This window comes from Micromonospora mirobrigensis, from assembly GCF_900091555.1.
In the GTDB taxonomy this organism is placed as follows: Bacteria; Actinomycetota; Actinomycetes; order Mycobacteriales; family Micromonosporaceae; genus Micromonospora; species Micromonospora mirobrigensis.
In genome coordinates this window covers 93,116-111,604 of sequence record NZ_FMCX01000006.1, presented here as the reverse complement: position 1 = coordinate 111,604, position 18,489 = coordinate 93,116, and the positions used below count along the sequence as shown (strand labels likewise).

The window sequence follows — 18,489 nt, the reverse complement described above, 5'->3', positions numbered from 1 at the left end:
CCGCAGTCGCGAACGAAAGGCCAGCTCAGCATGTGAGCGCGAGGAACGCAGCGGAGCGGAGTCCCGCAGTCGCGAACGAGAGGCAGGCTCAGTGATCACGAGACTATTGGTCGCCAACCGGGGGGAGATCGCCCGCCGGGTCCTCGCCACCTGCCGGGCGCTCGGCGTGCAGACCGTCGCCGTGCACTCCGACGCGGACGCCGACGCGCCCTTCGTCGCCGACGCCGACCGGGCGGTCCGGCTGCCCGGGAACACGCCCGCCGAGACGTACCTGCGGATCGAGGCGATCCTGGACGCGGCCCGGAAGGCCGGCGCGGACGCCGTGCACCCGGGCTACGGCTTCCTCGCCGAGAACGCCGAGTTCGCGGCGGCGGTGGCCGACGCCGGGCTGACCTGGGTGGGCCCGTCGGCGAAGGCGATCGCCGCGATGGGCGACAAGATGGCGGCCAAGGCGCTGCTGGCCGACGCGGGCGTGCCGATGCTGCCGACCTGGACCGACGCCGACCAGGTCACCGGCTACCCGGTGCTGGTGAAGGCGTCGGCCGGGGGCGGTGGCCGCGGCATGCGGGTGGTCCGGGACGCCACCGGGCTGGCCGAGGCGGTGGCCTCCGCGCGCCGCGAGGCGGCTGCGGCGTTCGGCGACGGCACGGTCTTCATCGAGCGCTACGTCGAGCGTGGACGCCACGTCGAGGTGCAGATCTTCGGCGACACCCACGGCACGGTGCTGGCCCTCGGCGAGCGGGACTGCTCGATCCAGCGCCGGCACCAGAAGATCGTCGAGGAGGCCCCGGCGGTCCTCGACCCGGGCCTGCGGGAGCGGCTGCACGCCGCGGCGGTGGCCGCCGGCCGGGCGGTCGAGTACGTGGGCGCCGGCACTGTCGAGTTCCTGCTCGCCCCGGACGGGGAGTTCTTCTTCCTGGAGATGAACACCCGGCTCCAGGTGGAGCACCCGGTCACCGAGGCGGTCACCGGCCTGGACCTGGTCCGGCTGCAACTGCTGGTCGCCGAGGGCGAGCCGCTGCCGCTGGCGGCCACCCCACCGGTCGACGGGCACGCCATCGAGGTACGCCTCTGCGCCGAGGACCCGGCCCAGGGCTTTCGCCCGGCCACCGGCACCCTGCACCGGTTCGCGATCCCCGGGGTGGCCGGCGGGTTCGCCCCGCTGCGCGGGCTCCGGCTGGACTCCGGCGTGGTGGACGGCTCGGCGGTGAGCGTGCACTACGACTCGATGCTGGCGAAGCTGGTCGCCTGGGCGCCCACCCGGGCCGAGGCGGCCCGCGCGCTGGCCGGCGCGCTGGCCCGGGCCGAGCTGCACGGCGTGGCCACCAACCGGGACCTGCTGGTCCGGGTGCTGCGCAGCCGGGAGTTCGGTGCGGTGGAGGTGGACACGGGCTTCCTGGATCGGCATCCGGCGGTCTTCGCCCCGCTGCTGCCCGCCGAACAGCTCCCCCAGGTCGCGCTGGCGGCGGCGCTGGCCTCGGCGGCCGGCCGCCGGTCGACCGCTCGGGTGCTCGCCGGCCTCCCCTCGGGCTGGCGCAACGTGCCGGCGTTCCCGCAGGTCACCCGCTTCACGGCAGCCGACGGCGGCGAACTCGAGGTGCGCTACCGGCTCGACCGCGCCGGCGCGCTCGCCGAGTGGTCGCTGGAAAGGAAAGGCCCCCGCTTAACGCATTCGGTAGAGCAGGGGCCCCCTCTTAACAGTGATCCGGCGGCGGGCGGGGACGCCGGGCCGCCGAAGGACGGGGACGCCGGGCCGGCGGTGGAGCTGGTGTCGGCCGCCGCGGACCGGGTGGTGCTGGACGTCGACGGGGTGCGGCGGGCGTTCCGCGTACACCGGGTGGGGTCGGAGGTCTTCGTGGACGGCCCGGACGGGGCGGTGAGCCTCACCGAGCTGCCGCGCTTCCCGCTGCCCACCGCGGAGCTGGCGGCCGGGTCGCTGCTCGCGCCGCTGCCCGGCGCGGTGAGCCGGGTGCACGTCGAGGTCGGCCAGCGGGTCGCCGCCGGTGACCTGCTGCTGACCCTGGAAGCGATGAAGCTCGAACACCCCGTGCTAGCTCCGGCCGACGGCGTGGTCGCCGAGCTGCCCGTGCCAACCGGCGGCCAGGTCGAGACGGGCGCCGTGCTGGCCGTGGTCAACCCCCTCGAGGAGGCATCGTCATGAACTTCGACCTCACCGGTGAGCAGGACCAGCTCCGCGACGCGGTCCGGGCGCTCGGCCGGAAGTACGGCCACTCCTACTTCGTGCAGAAGGCGAAGTCCGGCGGGCACACCGACGAGCTGTGGCACGAGGCCGGCCGGCTCGGCTACCTCGGGGTCAACATCCCCACCGAGTACGGCGGCGGGGGCGGCGGCATCACCGAGCTGGCAATCGTCTGCGAGGAGCTGGCCGCCGCCGGCTGCCCGCTGCTGCTGCTGGTGGTCTCCCCCGCCATCGCCGCCACGGTGATCAACAAGCACGGCACCGAGGAGCAGCGCAAGCGGCACCTGCCCGGCCTCGCCGACGGCTCCCAGAAGATCGTCTTCGCGATCACCGAACCGGAGGCCGGCTCGAACTTCCACCGGCTCGGCACGGTGGCCCGCCGGGACGGCGACGACTGGCTCCTCTCCGGTCGCAAGGTCTACATCTCGGGGGTGGACGAGGCCGGGCACGTGCTGGTGGTCGCGCGCGTGGCCGTCGGAGACGGCAGTGCCGGCTCAGGGGACGCGGCTCCGCAGAAGCTCAAGCCGGCGCTGTTCATCGTGCCCACCGACGCGCCCGGCCTGGAGAAGTCCAGGTTGGACATGGAGATCCTCTCCCCGGAGAACCAGTTCATGCTCTTCCTCGACGACGTGCGGCTGCCCGCCGACGCGCTGGTCGGCGAGTCGCTCGACGCCGGCCTGCCGGCCCTGTTCGCCGGGCTCAACCCGGAGCGGATCACGGTCGCCGCGATGGGCGCCGGCACCGGCCGGTACGCCATCGAGCGGGCGTCGGAGTACACGGCGACGCGCAAGGTCTGGGGCGGCCGCTCGATCGGCTCCCACCAGGGCGTGGCGCACCCGCTCGCGCACGCGGCGGTCCAGGTGGAACTCGCCCGCCTGATGATCCAGAAGGCGGCCGCCCTCTACGACGCCGGCCGCGACCTGGAGGCCGGGGTCGCCGGCAACATGGCCAAGTACGCCTCCGGCGAGGCCGCCGCGCTCGCCGTGGACACCGCCGTGCAGGCGCTCGGCGGGGCCGGCATGACCACCGAGTACGGGGTGGCGACGCTGCTCGGCGCAGTCCGGGCCGGCCGGATCGCCCCGGTCAGCCGGGAGATGATCCTGAACTTCGTCGCCCAGCACATCCTCGGCCAGGAGAAGTCCTACTGACGGCGTGCCTGCCGCCCGGGTCTCAACGGACCGCGCGGCAGGCCGCGTCGATCCGGTGCACCGGGCGTACCCGCCGGCCCAGCCCCTCCAGCAGCGAGTCCTCCACGTGGAAGTCGTGGATCCGCAGCCGGTGTCGGGGCAGCTCTTCCTCGCTCGGGCAGAGCACCTGGGCGCGTACCTGACCGGTCGGCACGTACCGCACCCCGCCGCGCTCCTGGAGCAGCACCATGCTCACGTCGTCGGTGGTCACCACGTGGCCGCGGATGTCCTCGGTGACCCCGGGGGCCGACTCGACGGTGGTCACGGTCAACGGCAGGACCGGGGTGCTGATCACCGGCAGCGCCGCCCAGACCAGGGTGGCCAGCACCGCCGCCTCCGTGACCGAGGCCAGCGGCCGGACCACCGCCCCCGGCAGCGGGCCGGTGATCGCCAGGGCCAGCAGCGGCGGAGCGGAGAGCAGCAGCAGCGCCAGCCACTCCCGCTGGTCCACGGCGTCGGCCAGGGTGGGCGCGAGCAGCCACGCGTACCCGCCGAGGAGGCCGACCAGCAGCAGGACCCGGGGCACCCGCTGCTCGTGCAGCCGCGCCGGCGTGAGCTGGAAGGCGGCCACGAACGCCGGGACCAGCAGCGGCAGGTAGAGCAGCTGCCAGGTGACCAGGGCGAGCAGGAAGCTGGCCACCGCGAACCAGGCCGGGGTGACGTCCACCCACCGGGCGAAGAGCGGCCGGCGGACGGTCGGCGGCATCCGGTCCACGCTGACCCGCAGCACCGCACCCAATGCGAAGGTCGCCACCAGCCCGGTGGAGAGCAGCCGGGCCGCCGTGGTGAGGAAGCCGGCCAGCAGGTTCACCGTGCCGACGTTCGCCACCAGCAGCAGCGTGGTCTGGAGCTCCCCGCCCGCCTCCACGCCGAGCCGCAGCACCGAGAAGATGGCCGGCACGCCGACCACCGCCGTCCAGAACGACTGGCTCGCCCGGGCCTTGCGCTCCGCCGGGTCCCGGACCGCCGGCACCGGGCCGGCCGGGCGGGCCTCCTCGGTGACGGCGGCGCTCATCTCGTCGGCGCCTTGTCGTCGAAGTCCACCAGCTTCGGTACGTCCAGCGGCTGCGGCTGCGACTTGTCCGCCTTCAACCACGGCCCGAGGGTCCGGTTGTACGCGGTCAGCCAGGGACTGCTGATCCCGTTGCGCCCCTGGAGGTAGCTCTTCTGCAGGGCGAACGCGACCAGGTCGCGCAGGGCCGGATCCCCGATCGGCACGCCGATACCGAGCAGCTCGCTGGTGCCGAACGGCATGTCGACGATCTCGAAGTCCTTCGGGTACTGGGAGAGGAAGCCGGCGAGGATCGTCTCGTCCGAGCTGACCGCGTCGTACCGGCCGGCCCGGATGCCCTTCACGCAGTCCCCCACCTCCTTGACCACGTACGCCTTGACGTCGTGCTTCGCCAGCTCGGCCTCGGTGGTGGAGCCGCCGCTGGTGCAGATCCGGTACTCCGGCCGGCGCAGGTCCTCGATGGTGCGGATCCGGTCCTTGAGCCGCGCCGGCACCATCACCTCCTGGGTGGTGACGAAGTACGGTCCGGCGAAGCTCACCAGCTTCTCCCGGTCCTCGGTCATCGAGAAGCTGGAGACCACCAGGTCGACCACGCCGCCCTGCAACGCCGGGATCCGGTCCTCGGTGGCCAGCGACACCCACTCGATCCGCTGGTCCCCGGCGAACCCCAGATAGGAGGCGATGTAGCGGGCGATCTCCACGTCGAACCCGACGTGCACCCCGTTGCGCAGCTCACCCATCAACGGCTCGGTGGTCGCCACCCCGATCCTGATCTTCGCCTGGCCGTCGACGTGCGACTCGCGGAGCTTGTCCAGCACCGACGGCAACGGCGGATCCCGCCGGTTGTCGCAGCCGGCCGCCGCGGCCAGCGTCAGGGTCAGGGCCACCGCGAGGGTGGTGGCGACCGACCGGAGCCGGTGCCGGGAGGCGACGTCGTTCATCGGGCTACCTCGCTGACGGTCACGGCCTGCGGGACACCGAGGGTAGCCGGTCCTGGCCATCTCCGTGGCCACCCGCCGCACACCGGTCGCTCCACCGTGGAGGCAGGTGTACGGCTGATCGTTGTCGGACATCCGCCGGGACCGCCCGGACGTTCCGGCGGGGGCCTCGCACCGATGCGCGGGTTGACACGTTGCGCTGTCGGGCAATGCTGGACCGGTGAGGCGAATCCCGATGAAGGCACGTACGCGAGCGGTCGTCGCGGCCCTGTGCGCGGCGGCGCTGCTGGTGGCCCTCGTCGCCGGCCGCCCGCGCGGCATCCTGGCGGTGGCGCTGGCCATGCTCTGCGTCCTGCTGGGCATGGTCGCGGCCATGGCCGTGACGGCGGCCCGGCACGGCGACGACCGTGGCCCGGTCGAGCCGACCCCGGCCGGTCAGCCGAGGACCGGGCTGTACGGGGTGGACGCCGACACCCTGGAGACCCTCGACAACGAGGAGGCCGTCCGCGCCATGCGGGAGCGGCACCGCCGGCTGGACGGGCTCAGCGACCGGTGAGCGTCGGCGACTCCAGCGCGTCGACGCCCCGCCCGGCCAGGCAACGGTAGGTGCGGTCGGTGTCCGTCCCGCTGGGCGGCAACACCTCCAGCCGCCATCCGGTCGGATAGCCGATCCCGCTGGTCAGCCGGAAGGTGGCCGGGCTGCACACCCGACGTACCGTCGGGTCTGCGCTGATCGTGGCGTGCGCGGCGCCCACCAGCGCGGCCGACAACTCGCCCTCGGCGTAGGTCTCCCAGGTGTGCCGGCCGTCACAGGGAAGCCGGGCCGCCTCGGCCTGGGTGCCGCGCACCCGGACCGGCCCGAAGCACTCCAGCCCCGGTGCGCAGCTGGCGCCGGCGGGCAGCTTCACCGCGGCCGGCCCGCAACCGGGCAGCCCACCGGCACCGGCCGACGGGGTGACCGCGCCGCGGGCCGTCGGGGTGGGGGCGGTGACCGGCGGCGCCGGGCTGGCCACCCAGGCTCCGGCGCTGGCGGAGGCGGCCAGCGCGAGCACCCCGACGGTGCCGAGGAACCAGCGCCGCCGCCACCGGCGATGCCGCTGCTCACCCGGCGGCCGATCCTGGTCACCGGCGCCGGACGTCGGCACGGTGGGGTGCCCGTCCTCGGCCGGTGGCCGGGGCCCGGCCCAGCCGGACGTCCGGGTGCCGTGGGTGGCGCCGGAGGCCGGGGTGCCGTGGGCCCGGGCACCGTGGGTGGGGCCGCCGGAGGTCGGTGGCCGGAACGTCGGACCGCCGGAGGTGGGGACGCCGCTGATCGGCGCGCCGCTGATCGGGTGGGCCGGGCCGGCGAGCGGCAGGGCGGCCAGCAGGTCACGCAGCTCGACGGCGGAGGGACGGTCCTCCGGATCGTTCGCCATGCCCGCCCGGAGCACGTCGACCAGCTCCTCCGGCACCCCCGGCAGGCCCGGGATCGGCTGGTGGAACATCTCCAGCACGGTCACCAGGCTGGGGTTGCGCTCGGACTGCCAGCGCGGCGGGCGGCCGTGCATCACCGCGTAGAGCGTCGCGCAGAGCGCGTAGACGTCGACGGCCGGCGACGGTGGGCTGTGGCTGAACATCTCCGGCGGCGCGTACGCCGGGGTCAGCACCTCCAGGGTCACCGAGGCGTCGCGCACCTCGGCGAGCACGGCCAGCCCGAAGTCGGCCAGCACCGCCGGGTTGAAGTGCGAGTGGAGGATGTTGGCCGGCTTGACGTCGCGGTGCAGCACCCCGGCCGCGTGCGAGTGGGCGAGCGCGTCGGCGATCTTCACCCCGAGGTCGCGGGCCTCCGCCGCGTCCAACGGCGAGGTCCGCATCCGCTCCGCGTACGACCCGTCGCACAACTCCATGATCAGGTAGGGGTGCTGGTCCACGGTGACCCCGACGTCGAAGAGGTCCACCACGTGCGGATGCGACGACATCCGGCCGGCGGCCCGCGCCTCACGAAGGAAGCGGGCCTGGTCCCGCTCGCTGTCCAGCGTGCGGTTCTCGACCTTGACCGCCACCTCACGCCCGACGGAGATTTGCGTGGCCCGGTACACCGTCGCGTAACCGCCCCGGGCAAAGACCTCCAGATCGGTCAGACCGGGCACGATGGGCAACCGGAGGGCGCCGGGCGGGGTGTCGGTCACAGCTTCGAAAATACCCAATGGGTGGGGCGGGTCATCCGACCGCGTCGGTCGCCGGGGTCGACCCCGTGCCGCCGGCGGGCCGGTCCGGTGCGCCGGCGACCCCGACGGGCGGCGTGCTCGTGGTCGGGCCGGACGGGTCTCCGACGGCCGGACGGCGGGCGTCCCACCACAGGCCGACCGCGGTCGCCACAGCGCCCAGCCCCTCCCAGAGCGCCACCCCGAAGAACCGGCCCGGGGCCACCCCCGCCAGCACCGCGATGCTGAACACGGTGAACGTCACCAGGCGGAAGAAGACGGTGAACCGGAAGAAGGACCGCCACTCGGTGGCCGTGGCCAGGAGGTAGTAGACCCCCATGTTGAACGACGCCATCGAGGACGCCATCAGGAACGTGCCCGTGTAGTCGCCCGGCCCGCGCTCGGCCGGCACCTGGAAGCCGAGCAGGCGCAGCTGCGCCTCCGGCCAGACCAGTCCGAACGCGCCGAGCAGCACCGCCAGCACGCCGAAGACCGCGATCGTCCAACCCGCGCCGGACCGCGGCAGCCTCATCCGTTCCTCCCCCGCCAGCCGGCCCGCACTGTGGACGGCCGCTCTCGAGGGGACACGCTAGCCGCCACCCCCGACACCCACATCCCCGAAACCGCCAGTCCTGTCCCCCGCCTCCGGCCCCTGACTCGCGGGGCGGTCAGACCGGGGCGGGGGCGAGGCGGGCGCGCAGCGCGTCGGCGGCCGCCCGCTCGCTGGACTGCTCGGTGGCGTACGCCAGCCGGACGGCCCCCTCGGCGCAGGCCAGCGCCTCCGCGGACCGGCCGGCGGCGGCGAGCGTCTCGGCCAGCACGCCGGCCGCGATCACCTGACTGCGGACGTCCTCGGCCGGCGCCTCGACGGCCCGTCGCGCCCAGTCCAGCGCCTGCTCGTGCTGGCCGTGGGCGAGCAACGCGGACGCGTACCGGGCCATGGTCTGGCGGCGGGAGAAGAGCAGCGACGGGGTGTTCGCGGCGGCGGTGGCCACCGGGGCGAGCAGACCGACGGCGGTCGCCGGGTCGCCGGCGGCCAGTCGGGCGGTGGCGAGCAGCACCCGGGGGCCGACCTGGGCGGGGGCCTGCGGGTTGTGCGGCTCGACGGCGGTCAGCACGGCCCGGGCGGCCTGCTCGGCGGTCTCGCAGTCGCCCATGTCCAGCGCCACGAAGCCGCGCAGCGTGCCGGCCATCCCGGTGAGCAACGGGTGGGAGGTGCGCGACGCGTACGACAGGGCGTCGGTGAGCAGGTCCGCGGCGTGTTCCGGCTCGCCGAGCCCGCGCGCGACCACCCCGCGGACGACCAGGGCGAAGCCGCGCCCCCAGTCGTCGGAGACCTCGGCGAAGTCCCGGTACGCCCGGCGGGCCGCCCGGTCGGCGTCGCCCAGCTCACCAAGTTCGGCGGTGGCGAACGCCTTCACGGCGCGCAGCGTGCCCACCGCCCAGGCCTCGCCGACCCGTTCGCCGAAGGGCAGGAAGACCTCGGCCATCCGGCACGCCTCGCGGAGCCGGCCGGCGAGCAGCCGGGCGAAGGCGGTGGTGCCGCGCAGCCAGGCCCGCCCGTACGGGTCCTTCAGTTCGGCGAAGAGCCGGGCGGCCCGGCCGAGCACGGCGTCGGTGCCGGCGAAGTCGCCCCGGGTGGTGGTCACCCAGGCCAGGTTCTGCAACGACCAGGCCTGCCCGCGCGGATCCTGGGCGGCGAGGCTGACCTGGTAGGAGGCGGCGAGCCGGCTGCTGGCCTGGCCGAGCCGGCCGGCGACGAAGTCGGCCATGCCGAGCCGGCGCATCGCGGAGGCCCGCAGGGTGGGCAGCTCGCCGTCGGTGGCCACCTGCAACGCCTCCTGCCAGCAGGTCACGGCGCGGATCTGGTCGCCGAGCGCCTGGTGGGCCTGGCCGGCGAGGAGCAGGGCGCTGACCCGGGTGGCCGCCTCGTCGCCGGCGTTGGCGGCGATCTTCTCGGCGTAGGCGAGCGCGTCGGTGGGGCGACCGACCTGGAGCAGGGCGCGGGCGTGCACCACCCGGTCGGCCGGGGGCACCCCGTCGCGGGCCAGCTCGGCGGCGCGTTCGGCGTACTCGATGGCCAGGGCCGGTTCGCCGGCCTGGAGCGACCGGCGGGCGGCCCGGCCGAGCGCGGCCACGCCCAGCGGGGCGACGGTACGGGCGGAGGCGTCCGGTCGCAGCTTGACCGCGTCGGCGAGCGCGGCGGCCCGCTCCACGTGCTCCGCGACGAAGTCGTCCCGGGCGGCGTCGGTGAAGCCGCCCGGCCCCGCCGCGCCGGGAACCGGGGCGCCACCGGATGCCTCGCCGGGGCCGACCGCCCAGCGGGCCAGCGCGGCGTGCCGCTCGGCCAGTTCGGCCTTGCTGACCCCGGCGTACGCGGCCTCCCGCATCAGCGGGGTGGCGAAGGCGTACCCGCTGCGGGTGCGGTGCAGCATCCGGCGTTGCAGCAGCTCCTCGACGGCGCGTTCCAGCTCGACGGCGGCCACCGCCGCGGGCCGGCCGTCCCGCCCGCTCCGCTGCTCACGCAGCGCCTCCAGGGCGCCGTTGGGCACGGCGTCGCCGACCACGGCGGCGTCGCGGAGCACCGAGCGGGCGTCGGCCGGCAGCGCGTCGATCCGGGCGGCGAGCACGGCGGCCAGGTCGCGGGAGAGCAGTCGGCTGCCCAGGGAGCCGGGGGCGAGCCGCCATCCGCCGGTGGCGCCCCGGCCGGGCCCGACGGTCAGCGCGCCGCGCTCCATCAGCAGGGTGACCAGTTCGGCGAGGTAGAAGGGGTTTCCCTGGGCGGTGGCGAGGAGCCGGTCCGCGTCGCCCTGGGGCAGTTTCCCGCCGGCCAGGTAGGTGGTGAGCAGCCGGGCGGCGTCCGCGCCGCGCAGCGGCGGCAGGGCGTGCACCTCGGCGTCGGCGACCCGGGTCAGCGCCCCGGCGGTACGCACCAGCTCGGGCCGGCCCAGCAGCATCACCAGCACCGGTCCGGAGAGTCGGGACAGGGTGACGCCGAGCGCCCGGATGGTCTCGGCGGTGGCGTCGTGCAGGTCGTCCACGACGATCACCAGGGGCGCCTCGGTGGCCAGGTCGCTCAGGAGCGCGGCGACGGCGTTCGGCACGGCCTCGGCGTCGGCGGGCGGGGTGGCGGCGGCGCTCCACTCGCCGTTGTCCGTGGCGGTGCCGTGCGCGGCGGGCAGTTCGGCGTACCCGAGCAGGGCGAGCAGCTGGTCGGTGGCGAGCGGGACGGGTGCGCCGCGCAGCCGGCCCAGCCGCTGGCTCAGCCGGCGGAGCCGTTCCTCGACGGCGGGTCGGGTGAGCGCGGTGGCCGGGTCGTTGGGCAGGCCGGTGGCGGCCCGGACCAGGTCGGCGAGGGGGGCGAGCCGGCGTCGCTCACCGAAGGCGGCGCAGCGCACGGAGAGCACCCGGGCGCCGGTGTGCGCGGCGTACCTGCCGGCGCCGACGTCGTAGCCGGCGGCGAGGCGTTCCACCTCGGCGGCGAAGCGGGACTTGCCGATCCCGGCCTCGGCGGTCATCAGCAGCACCCGGGGCTCGCCCCGGTCGATCACCTCGGCGAGCCGACCGGCGACCCGGCCGATCTCGGTCTCCCGGCCGACGAAGGGCGCCTCGTCGCCGAGCCCGGAGCGGGTGCCCGGCGCGTCCAGGAGGCCGAGCAGCTCGTACGCCTCGACCGGCTCGCGTTTGCCCTTGAGCCGCAGCGGGCGCAGCGCCCGCCAGGAGGCGACGTGCCGGGTGGCGGCGGAGGTCCGCGCCCCGGCGTAGACGGCGCCCACGGCGGCGGCGTCGGCGAGCCGGGCGGCGGTGTTGACCGTGTCGCCGATGACCGTGTACTCGATGGCGGCCTGGATGCCGGCGATCACGTCGCCGGTGTTCAGCCCGACCCGCAGGCCGAGCGGGGCGCCGCCGCCGCGCTCGTCGTCGAGCACCCGGCGGACCGCCCGCTGCATCGACAGCGCCGCCCGGACGGCCCGTTCGGCGTCGTCCTCGTGCGCGACGGGCGCACCGAAGACGGCCATGATCCCGTCGCCGGTCAGCTTGTCGACGTGCCCGCCGAAGGTCTTGACCGCACCCGCCAGGGCGGCCAGCACCCGGTCGGTGACGGCGCCGACCCGTTCCGGGTCGAGGTCCTCCGACCAGGAGGTGAAGTCGGAGAGGTCGCCGAAGAGCACGGTGACCACCCGCCGTTCGGCGGCGGGCAGGCTGGCGGCGGCCGGCAGCGCGGCCCCGCAGTTGTGGCAGAACCGGGCGCCGGGCACGGCGACGGTCCCGCAGACCGGGCAGGTCACGGTTGCTCCACCCCGAGGTACGCCAGTTGGGCTCGGACGGACCACTCGGCGGCCCACCACAGCGACCGGTCGACGTCGGCGTAGACCACGGCGACCACCTCGGGCGCGCTGGTCGCGCCGGCCGCGACCGCCGCCCGGACCTGGTCCAACCGGGCCCGCCGGTGCGCCAGGTAGTAGTCGGCGGCCACCGCGCAGTCGGCCAGCGCCGGGCCGTGCCCGGGCAGCGCCGGGATCCCGGTGTACGTCGAGAGCAGTTCCAGGCTGGTCAGGTAGTCGCCGAGGTGGCCGTCGGGGTGGGCCACCACGGTGGTCCCCCGGCCGAGGATGGTGTCGCCGGTGAGGACGACCCGCTCGTCGCCGTGCTCGACCAGGAAACAGAGCGAGTCGGCGGTGTGCCCGGGGGTGTCGAGCCGGCGGAAGGCCAGCCCGGCGCGGTCGAGGTGCGCGTCCGGGGGTTCGCCGTGGGCGGGGTCGGCGGCGAGCACGGGAACGCCGCCGAGCAGCTCGCCGAGCCGGGGGACGCCCTCGGTGTGGTCGGGGTGCCCGTGGGTGATGAGCACGGAACCGACCGGCCCGTGGGCCGCGATCGCGGCCAGGTGCCCCTCGTCGGCCGGCCCCGGGTCGACCACGACCGCGTGTTCCGCCCCGGGTGCGCGCAGCACCCAGGTGTTGGTGCCGTCGAGGGTCATCGGACCCGGATTCGGCGCCCGCAGCAGCGTCACCCAGCCCGGCAGCTCGTCGGCGAGTGCCGCCGCCGGCGCCGTCACATGCCCGCCCATGGCTGCGATCGTACGACTCCGCCGGCCACTCCCCGCGATCTTGCTCCACCGTCCCGGCATTCGTGCCCGTTCAGGGCTTTCGTCGGGGCACCGCGTGCAAGATCGCGGGGACTGAGGGTGACGGCCGGGTCAGCCGACCTCGACGATGACCTCGACCTCGACCGGGGAGTCCAGCGGCAGCTCGGAGACGCCGACGGCACTGCGGGCGTGCCGGCCGGCCTCGCCGAAGACCGCGCCGAACAGGTCGGAGGCGCCGTTGATCACGCCGGGCTGGCCGGTGAAGCCGGGGGCGCTGGCCACGAAGCCGGTCAGCTTGACGATCTTGACCACGTTCTCCAGGCCGACCAGCGAGTCGACCGCGGCCAGCGCGTTCAGCGCGCACCGCTGGGCCAGGTCCTTGGCCTGCTCGGCGGAGACGCCCGCGCCCACCTTGCCGGTGGCGAGCAGCTTGCCCTCGGCCATCGGCAGCTGACCGGAGACGTAGACGTGCTGCCCGGACTGCACGGCCGGCACGTAGCTGGCCACCGGGGGCACCACGTCGGGCAGGGTCAGGCCGAGCTCGGCCAGCTTCGCGTGGGGTCCGTTGCTCATGCCGCCCCTCAGCCCTTCGGACGCTTCAGGTAGGCGACCAGCTGCTCCGGGTTCGGACCGGGCACCACGGAGACCAGCTCCCAGCCGTCCTCGCCCCAGTTGTCGAGGATCTGCTTGGTCGCGTGGACCAGCAGCGGGACCGTGGCGTATTCCCACTTCTGCATCGGTGGAAGGCTCCCTTGCCTGACGTGGACTGTTCCGACGACAGCCTACGGTCCGGTGGCGGGACGGGGTGCGGGACGCTGCTCGGGCGGCACCGGCAGCTCGCCGCAGCCGCCGTCGTGGTCGTACGGCTGGGGGCAGCGGGAGCGGTCGGGCAGCAGCAGGTCGCAGAAGACCCGGTGCCGGTTGTTCTGGTCGTCGGCGGTGGAGACGGTGGTCTCGCCGGCGTCGAGTTCGGGCAGGAAACCCAGCGACACCGCCACCGTGCCGGCCAGCGCGGTCGCCGCGGCCAGGTCGGCCACCCGGATCTGGAGGTGGATGACGTACCCGGGCTCCTCGTCGTCCCGGCCGCGGCCGGCGGTCCAGGGCAGCCCGCGCAGCACCTCGGCGGCCGGCTCGGCGCACCGCCGGTACGACCGTTCGTTGAAGGGCCCCTCCGTCGCGGCCGCGCCCCGCCGGGAGCGGTCCCCGGACGGGAAGTGGGCTCGAGGGATGTTGTCCGCGTCGCGCATGCGCTGCCTCCGGCGTCGTACCTGAAACTGGCCGTCCGGAGCGGCTCGCCGCCGGACCGGTCCCCCCACCGGCCCAGAATGTAGGTCCGATTCCCGACAGGACCGGACAGGACGCGCACGAACGATCACTTCGAGTCACATATGCGACAGATCGTCGAGCGCGGAGGAGAGCGGGAATCGGCACCCCCCGCGTCCCGCCCATCGACCGATACGCTGCCCGCGTGAGCCACGCACCGATCGGCGCCGCCGGGCCGGCGCAGCACGCGACCGCCACGCCGTCGCGCGGCCGCCGACCCCGCGGCCGGCTGATCGCCTCCGTCGCGCTCGTCGCCGCCCTGCTGCTCTGCGGGGGCGGGGGCACCGCGGCGTTCCTGACCCTGCGGGACACCGAGGACGGCACCGGGGCGGCCGAGCCGGCGGTCGCCGTCGACGACTTCCTCACCGCCGTCTACCAGCAGCGCAGCGTGTCCAAGGCGACCGCGCTGGTCTGCTCGTCGAGCCGGGACTCCAAGCGGATCGCCGCCAAGGTGGCCGAGGTCCAGCGGTACGTCGACACCTACCGCGAGCCCCGGTTCCGGTGGACCACCCCGAAGGTGGACAACGAGACCGGCGACCGGGCGACCGTCACCACCAAGGTCACCGTGACCACCGCCGACGAGCGGGTCGCCGACCAGGACCTGCGGTTCACCGTGGTCCGGAAGACCGGTTGGTGGGTCTGCGAGGTCGGCTGACCCGCCGGGGTGGATAGGCTCGACGGGTGCGAGCAGCTGAGCGGGCGGCCGACCCGGCCGGTACGGGATGGCCGGCGCGCCTCCACGTGGTGACCGGCAAGGGCGGCACCGGGAAGACCAGCGTGGCGGCGGCGCTGGCCCTGGCGCTGGCCGCCGGGGGTCGGCGCACCCTGCTGGTCGAGGTGGAGGGACGGCAGGGCATCGCCCAGCTCTTCGGCGTCGATCCGCTGCCCTACGAGGAGCGGCACCTCACCGACGCCCCGGGCGGCGGGGAGGTACGGGCCCTGGCGGTGGACGCCGAGGAGGCCCTCCTGGAATACCTCGACATGTTCTACAAGCTCGGCGCGGCCGGCCGGGCGTTGCGCAAGTTCGGCGCCATCGACTTCGCCACCACGATCGCCCCCGGCCTGCGGGACGTGCTGCTCACCGGCAAGGTCAAGGAGGCCACCACCCGCACGACCGGCCAGCGCCGGGCGTACGACGCGGTGGTGCTCGACGCGCCGCCGACCGGGCGGATCGGCCGATTCCTCAACGTCACCGCCGAGACGGCCCGGCTGGCCAAGGTGGGCCCGATCAAGAGCCAGAGCGAGGGCGTCTCGGCGCTGCTGCGCTCGCCGATGACCGCCGTGCACGTGGTGACGCTGCTGGAGGAGATGCCGGTCCAGGAGACCGTCGACGCGATCGCCGAGCTGACCACGCTGGGTTTCCCGGTCGGCCGGGTGATCGTCAACGCGACCCGGGAGCCGCTGCCGGCGGGCCGGGCGGTCACCCGCGACGAGCTGGAGCGGGGCCTGCTCGCCGCCGGCCTGCCCGCCGACCGGGCCACCGTGCGGGACCTGCACGCCGAGGCGCGGGACCAGGCGGTCCGCCGGGAGCTGGAGGAGACGCTCCGGGGCGACCTGACCGAGCTGGGGCGGCCGGTGACCGAGCTGCCGCTACTGCCGGACGGGGTCGACCGGGCCGGGTTGGCGACGCTGGCGGAGGCCCTCGTCCGGGCGGATTGACTCACACCTGCGGTCGGCTCGGGCGCGCGACGCCGGGCGGCCCGATACGCTCGATTGGTGCCTTCCGAAGACGCGGCGCCGCGGCTGGACGTCGACCAGATCCTCGCCGACCCCGGCGTGCGCATCGTGGTGTGCTGCGGTGCGGGCGGGGTGGGCAAGACGACCACCGCCGCGGCGCTCGCGCTGCGCGCCGCCGAGCGACACGGCCGGCGTACGGTGGTGCTCACCATCGACCCGGCCCGCCGGCTGGCCCAGTCGCTGGGGCTGAGCGAGCTGGACAACACCCCCCGCCAGGTCAAGGGGATCGACGTCGAGGCCGTCGGCGGCGAGCTGCACGCCATGATGCTGGACATGAAGCGCACCTTCGACGACGTGGTGCTCCAGCACACCGATCCGGCGAAGGCGGCGGAGATCTTCGCCAACCCCTTCTACCAGGCCATGAGCTCCACCTTCGCCGGCACCCAGGAATACATGGCGATGGAAAAGCTGGGTCAGCTGCACGCCCGGGGCGAGTGGGACCTGATCGTGGTGGACACCCCGCCCTCGCGGTCCGCGCTGGACTTCCTGGACGCGCCGGCCCGGCTCTCCCGCTTCCTGGACGGCCGGATGCTGCGGCTGCTGCTCGCGCCGGACCGCTCCGGCGGGCGGAGCATGTTCAGCTTCGTCACCGCCTCGTTCGGCATGTTCTCGAAGGTGGTGCAGAAGGTGATCGGCGCGCAGCTGCTCACCGACCTGTCCGGTTTCGTCGCCGCGCTGGACTCGATGTTCGGCGGGTTCCGGCAGCGGGCCGAGCAGACGTACCGCATCCTCCAGGCCCGGGAGACGGCCTTCCTGCTGGTCGCGGCCCCGGAGCCGGACGCGGTCCGGGAGGCGGCGTACTTCGCCGGCCGGCTGCGCGAGGAGAACATGCCGCTGGCCGGGCTGGTGCTCAACCGGGTGCACGAGCCGGCGGCGGCCGGGTTGGACGCGGCGGAGAGCCTCGCCGCCGCGGAGCGCCTCGACGGGCTGGGCGACCACGAGGCTGTGGCGGAGGCGCTGCGGGCGCACGCCGAGCTGATGCAGCTGGCGGCCCGGGAGCAGCGGGTGGCCGCCCGGTTCACCGAGGCGTTCCCGGCGGTGCCGGCGGTGTCGGTGACGGCGCAGCCCGCCGACGTGCACGACGTCGACGGGCTGCGGACGATCGGCGCGGCGATCAGCCGGCCGTGAACCGGATCAGCCGGTGGGCACCAGGATCTTGTCCTTGCCGCCGGCCTTCTCCTTGGCGTTCTTCCTCATGGCCGCCTCGAACATCTTGCGCCAGCTGGTGACCTGCGGGTGCCGGCGCAGCAGGGCGCGGCGCTCGCGTTCGGTCATGCCACCCCACACGCCGAACTCGATGCGGTTGTCGAGCGCGTCGGCCAGGCACTCGTACCGAACTGGGCAGCTCCGGCAGATCCTCTTCGCCACGTTCTGTTCGGCGCCCTGTACGAACAACGCGTCCGGGTCCCCGTTCTGACACGCCGCCAGCGACGGCCAGTCAGTGATCATGCCCATCTGTACACGTCCCCCCTTGCAGTACCTACCGACCTCGTGCGACCAGCCGTCGATCTCCCCCCGGTCGTCCGGCCGGCCTCCCCAGGGCGGCGCGGACGACGCTGGCTCTGTCGCCGCCATCATCATGCTCTGTAGTCGCCTGATTACGCAACGTTGTCGGCGAAATCCATCATTCCGGACACTCCCGGCTTCCCGGGCCTTCGCCGGCCGGGTACCCCTTCGGAGTCCGTGAAAACGCCGCGCGGCTCCCCCCGTCCGGAGGAAACTTGCCGGCAGGTCACACGCAACCACGGACCAGGGGTCGTGCGTTTAGCACAACGAGGCCGGCGCGCGCGGGAAATGGGGAAAGAACGCCCCAGCGCCCCTCGTTCCCTACTCGCGTACCCTGTCGAGGTGACCTGGATGCGGAAACGTGACCACAACATCTTTGCCAACGCCGCATCGCTGCTGATCTGTGGCCTGCTGGCCGGTGTGGTGGTCGCCGCGGCCGCCTTCCCCGCGGTGGCGATGTCCGGACTGGCGGCCAAGGCGGGCGCGGAGACGTTCGCCGCGCTGCCCCGAGAGCTGACCGTCGCCCAGGCGCCGCAGATCAGCTACCTGCTCGCCAACGACGGCAAGACACCCCTGGCGACCATGTACGACGAGAACCGGCGCAACGTGAAGCTGGCCGCCATCTCGCCGTACATGCGCAACGCGATCGTCGCCGCCGAGGACCACGACTTCTACAAGCACAACGGTGTCGACCTCAACGGCGTGGCCCGGGCGTTCGTCAACAACCAGGCCGGCAGCTCCGGCCGGCAGGGCGCCTCGACGCTGACCATGCAGTACGTGCGGCTGGCCATCGCGTACTCGGCGACCCACCCGGCCGACGTGGTCGCGGCCACCGAGGACACCAGCGCCCGCAAGCTGCGCGAGATGCGCTACGCCCTCCAGATCGACAAGGAGCTCTCCAAGGACGAGATCCTGGAGCGCTACCTGAACATCGCCTCGTTCGGCAACGGCGCGTACGGCATCTACGCCGCCAGCCAGGTCTACTTCGGCAAGCCGCCCAGCAAGCTCAAGCTGGAGGAGGCCGCGATGCTGGCCGGCATGGTCAAGGCGCCCAGCCAGAACGACCCCACCACCCGCAGCGGGCGCACCCTCGCCCTCGACCGGCGCGACTACGTGCTGCAGAACATGGTCACCACCGGCGCGATCGACCAGCGGCAGGCCGACGCGGCCAAGGCCACCAGGCTGGTGGTCAGGGACAAGCGCACCCCCAACGGCTGCGTCGCCACCAACAAGAAGGGCTGGGGCTTCTTCTGCGACTACTTCTACCGCTGGTGGATGGCGCAGGAGACCTTCGGTCCCACCACCTACGACCGGGAG

The 18,489-nt window shown here is 74.4% G+C and carries 17 protein-coding genes; 7 read left to right on the top strand and 10 right to left on the bottom strand.

Features of this window, described 5'->3' with window-relative positions; genetic code table 11:
- The first annotated feature begins 91 nt into the window (after positions 1–91).
- Together GA0070564_RS20235 and GA0070564_RS20230 are read left to right on the top strand one after the other, a co-directional pair.
- On the top strand, positions 92–2,161 hold the full coding sequence (locus GA0070564_RS20235) for an ATP-binding protein (RefSeq protein WP_091610622.1): 2,070 nt from the start codon (positions 92–94) through the stop codon (positions 2,159–2,161).
- Complete coding sequence (locus GA0070564_RS20230) at positions 2,158–3,348, top strand: acyl-CoA dehydrogenase family protein (protein ID WP_091610620.1); 1,191 nt, start codon at positions 2,158–2,160, stop codon at positions 3,346–3,348. The genes GA0070564_RS20235 and GA0070564_RS20230 overlap by 4 nt, the downstream gene beginning before the upstream one ends.
- Positions 3,349–3,370: 22 nt before the next feature.
- On the opposite strand, the gene GA0070564_RS20225 is transcribed toward GA0070564_RS20230, so the two are convergent.
- Both GA0070564_RS20225 and GA0070564_RS20220 read right to left on the bottom strand, forming a co-directional pair.
- Positions 3,371–4,402 carry a hypothetical protein gene (locus GA0070564_RS20225; protein ID WP_091610617.1) on the bottom strand — a complete coding sequence of 344 codons (1,032 nt, stop codon included), beginning with the start codon at positions 4,400–4,402 and terminating at the stop codon, positions 3,371–3,373.
- Positions 4,399–5,340, bottom strand: a complete 942-nt coding sequence (locus tag GA0070564_RS20220) for a transporter substrate-binding domain-containing protein (protein ID WP_091610614.1) — start codon at positions 5,338–5,340, stop codon at positions 4,399–4,401. Before GA0070564_RS20220 ends, GA0070564_RS20225 begins: the two co-directional genes overlap by 4 nt.
- A gap of 232 nt (positions 5,341–5,572) precedes the next feature.
- On the opposite strand from GA0070564_RS20220, the gene GA0070564_RS20215 reads away from it, so the two are divergent.
- A complete protein-coding gene (locus tag GA0070564_RS20215) occupies positions 5,573–5,893 on the top strand; it encodes a hypothetical protein (protein WP_091610611.1) in 321 nt (106 codons plus the stop codon).
- Here the strand turns inward: GA0070564_RS20215 and GA0070564_RS20210 are convergent.
- From GA0070564_RS20210 to GA0070564_RS20180, 7 genes are all read right to left on the bottom strand, one after another.
- Positions 5,880–7,505 (bottom strand): serine/threonine-protein kinase, encoded by a 1,626-nt coding sequence (locus tag GA0070564_RS20210; protein ID WP_091610609.1) that lies wholly within the window; start codon positions 7,503–7,505, stop codon positions 5,880–5,882. The genes GA0070564_RS20215 and GA0070564_RS20210 overlap by 14 nt on opposite strands.
- A gap of 31 nt (positions 7,506–7,536) precedes the next feature.
- The gene (locus GA0070564_RS20205; RefSeq protein WP_245670126.1) at positions 7,537–8,052 is read right to left on the bottom strand and encodes a hypothetical protein; all 516 of its coding nucleotides are present in this window, start codon (positions 8,050–8,052) and stop codon (positions 7,537–7,539) included.
- Between the two features lie 136 nt (positions 8,053–8,188).
- Positions 8,189–11,809: an adenylate/guanylate cyclase domain-containing protein gene (locus tag GA0070564_RS20200; protein ID WP_091610605.1), complete on the bottom strand. Its 3,621-nt coding sequence runs from the start codon at positions 11,807–11,809 to the stop codon at positions 8,189–8,191.
- Positions 11,806–12,588 carry an MBL fold metallo-hydrolase gene (locus GA0070564_RS20195; protein ID WP_091610603.1) on the bottom strand — a complete coding sequence of 261 codons (783 nt, stop codon included), beginning with the start codon at positions 12,586–12,588 and terminating at the stop codon, positions 11,806–11,808. Before GA0070564_RS20195 ends, GA0070564_RS20200 begins: the two co-directional genes overlap by 4 nt.
- Before the next feature lie 129 nt (positions 12,589–12,717).
- On the bottom strand, positions 12,718–13,179 hold the full coding sequence (locus tag GA0070564_RS20190) for a RidA family protein (RefSeq protein ID WP_091610601.1): 462 nt from the start codon (positions 13,177–13,179) through the stop codon (positions 12,718–12,720).
- An 8-nt stretch (positions 13,180–13,187) separates the two neighbouring features.
- Positions 13,188–13,343 carry a Sp36 family protein gene (sp36, locus tag GA0070564_RS20185; protein WP_013289021.1) on the bottom strand — a complete coding sequence of 52 codons (156 nt, stop codon included), beginning with the start codon at positions 13,341–13,343 and terminating at the stop codon, positions 13,188–13,190.
- A gap of 45 nt (positions 13,344–13,388) precedes the next feature.
- A complete protein-coding gene (locus GA0070564_RS20180) occupies positions 13,389–13,853 on the bottom strand; it encodes a hypothetical protein (RefSeq protein ID WP_091610598.1) in 465 nt (154 codons plus the stop codon).
- Positions 13,854–14,074: 221 nt separating this feature from the next.
- On the opposite strand from GA0070564_RS20180, the gene GA0070564_RS20175 reads away from it, so the two are divergent.
- From GA0070564_RS20175 to bagB, 3 genes are read left to right on the top strand one after another with little or no spacing between them, the layout of a single operon-like run.
- Positions 14,075–14,584, top strand: coding sequence for an Rv0361 family membrane protein (locus GA0070564_RS20175; protein ID WP_176730762.1), 510 nt, complete (start codon positions 14,075–14,077; stop codon positions 14,582–14,584).
- 26 nt (positions 14,585–14,610) lie between these two features.
- On the top strand, positions 14,611–15,588 hold the full coding sequence (bagA, locus tag GA0070564_RS20170) for an ATPase BagA (protein ID WP_091610596.1): 978 nt from the start codon (positions 14,611–14,613) through the stop codon (positions 15,586–15,588).
- Positions 15,589–15,642: 54 nt separating this feature from the next.
- Entirely contained in the window at positions 15,643–16,794 is a 1,152-nt protein-coding gene (bagB, locus tag GA0070564_RS20165) for an ArsA family ATPase (protein ID WP_176730761.1), read from the top strand.
- Positions 16,795–16,800: 6 nt separating this feature from the next.
- Here the strand turns inward: bagB and GA0070564_RS20160 are convergent, their stop codons facing one another.
- On the bottom strand, positions 16,801–17,121 hold the full coding sequence (locus GA0070564_RS20160) for a WhiB family transcriptional regulator (RefSeq protein WP_091610591.1): 321 nt from the start codon (positions 17,119–17,121) through the stop codon (positions 16,801–16,803).
- A 402-nt stretch (positions 17,122–17,523) separates the two neighbouring features.
- Here GA0070564_RS20160 and GA0070564_RS20155 point away from each other — a divergent pair.
- Positions 17,524–18,489, top strand: a 966-nt coding sequence (locus tag GA0070564_RS20155) for a transglycosylase domain-containing protein (RefSeq protein WP_176730782.1), incomplete at its 3' end; no start/stop codon positions are given.

Bases quoted from the DNA above. Each gene is read 5' to 3' on its own strand.
- GA0070564_RS20230 (WP_091610620.1), top strand. From the start codon at position 2,158: ATGAACTTCGACCTCACCGGTGAGCAGGACCAGCTCCGCGACGCGGTC.
- GA0070564_RS20225 (WP_091610617.1), bottom strand. From the start codon at position 4,402: ATGAGCGCCGCCGTCACCGAGGAGGCCCGCCCGGCCGGCCCGGTGCCG.
- GA0070564_RS20220 (WP_091610614.1), bottom strand. From the start codon at position 5,340: ATGAACGACGTCGCCTCCCGGCACCGGCTCCGGTCGGTCGCCACCACC.
- GA0070564_RS20215 (WP_091610611.1), top strand. From the start codon at position 5,573: ATGAAGGCACGTACGCGAGCGGTCGTCGCGGCCCTGTGCGCGGCGGCG.
- GA0070564_RS20205 (WP_245670126.1), bottom strand. From the start codon at position 8,052: ATGAGGCTGCCGCGGTCCGGCGCGGGTTGGACGATCGCGGTCTTCGGC.
- GA0070564_RS20195 (WP_091610603.1), bottom strand. From the start codon at position 12,588: ATGGGCGGGCATGTGACGGCGCCGGCGGCGGCACTCGCCGACGAGCTG.
- GA0070564_RS20190 (WP_091610601.1), bottom strand. From the start codon at position 13,179: ATGAGCAACGGACCCCACGCGAAGCTGGCCGAGCTCGGCCTGACCCTG.
- sp36 (WP_013289021.1), bottom strand. From the start codon at position 13,343: ATGCAGAAGTGGGAATACGCCACGGTCCCGCTGCTGGTCCACGCGACC.
- GA0070564_RS20180 (WP_091610598.1), bottom strand. From the start codon at position 13,853: ATGCGCGACGCGGACAACATCCCTCGAGCCCACTTCCCGTCCGGGGAC.
- GA0070564_RS20160 (WP_091610591.1), bottom strand. From the start codon at position 17,121: ATGGGCATGATCACTGACTGGCCGTCGCTGGCGGCGTGTCAGAACGGG.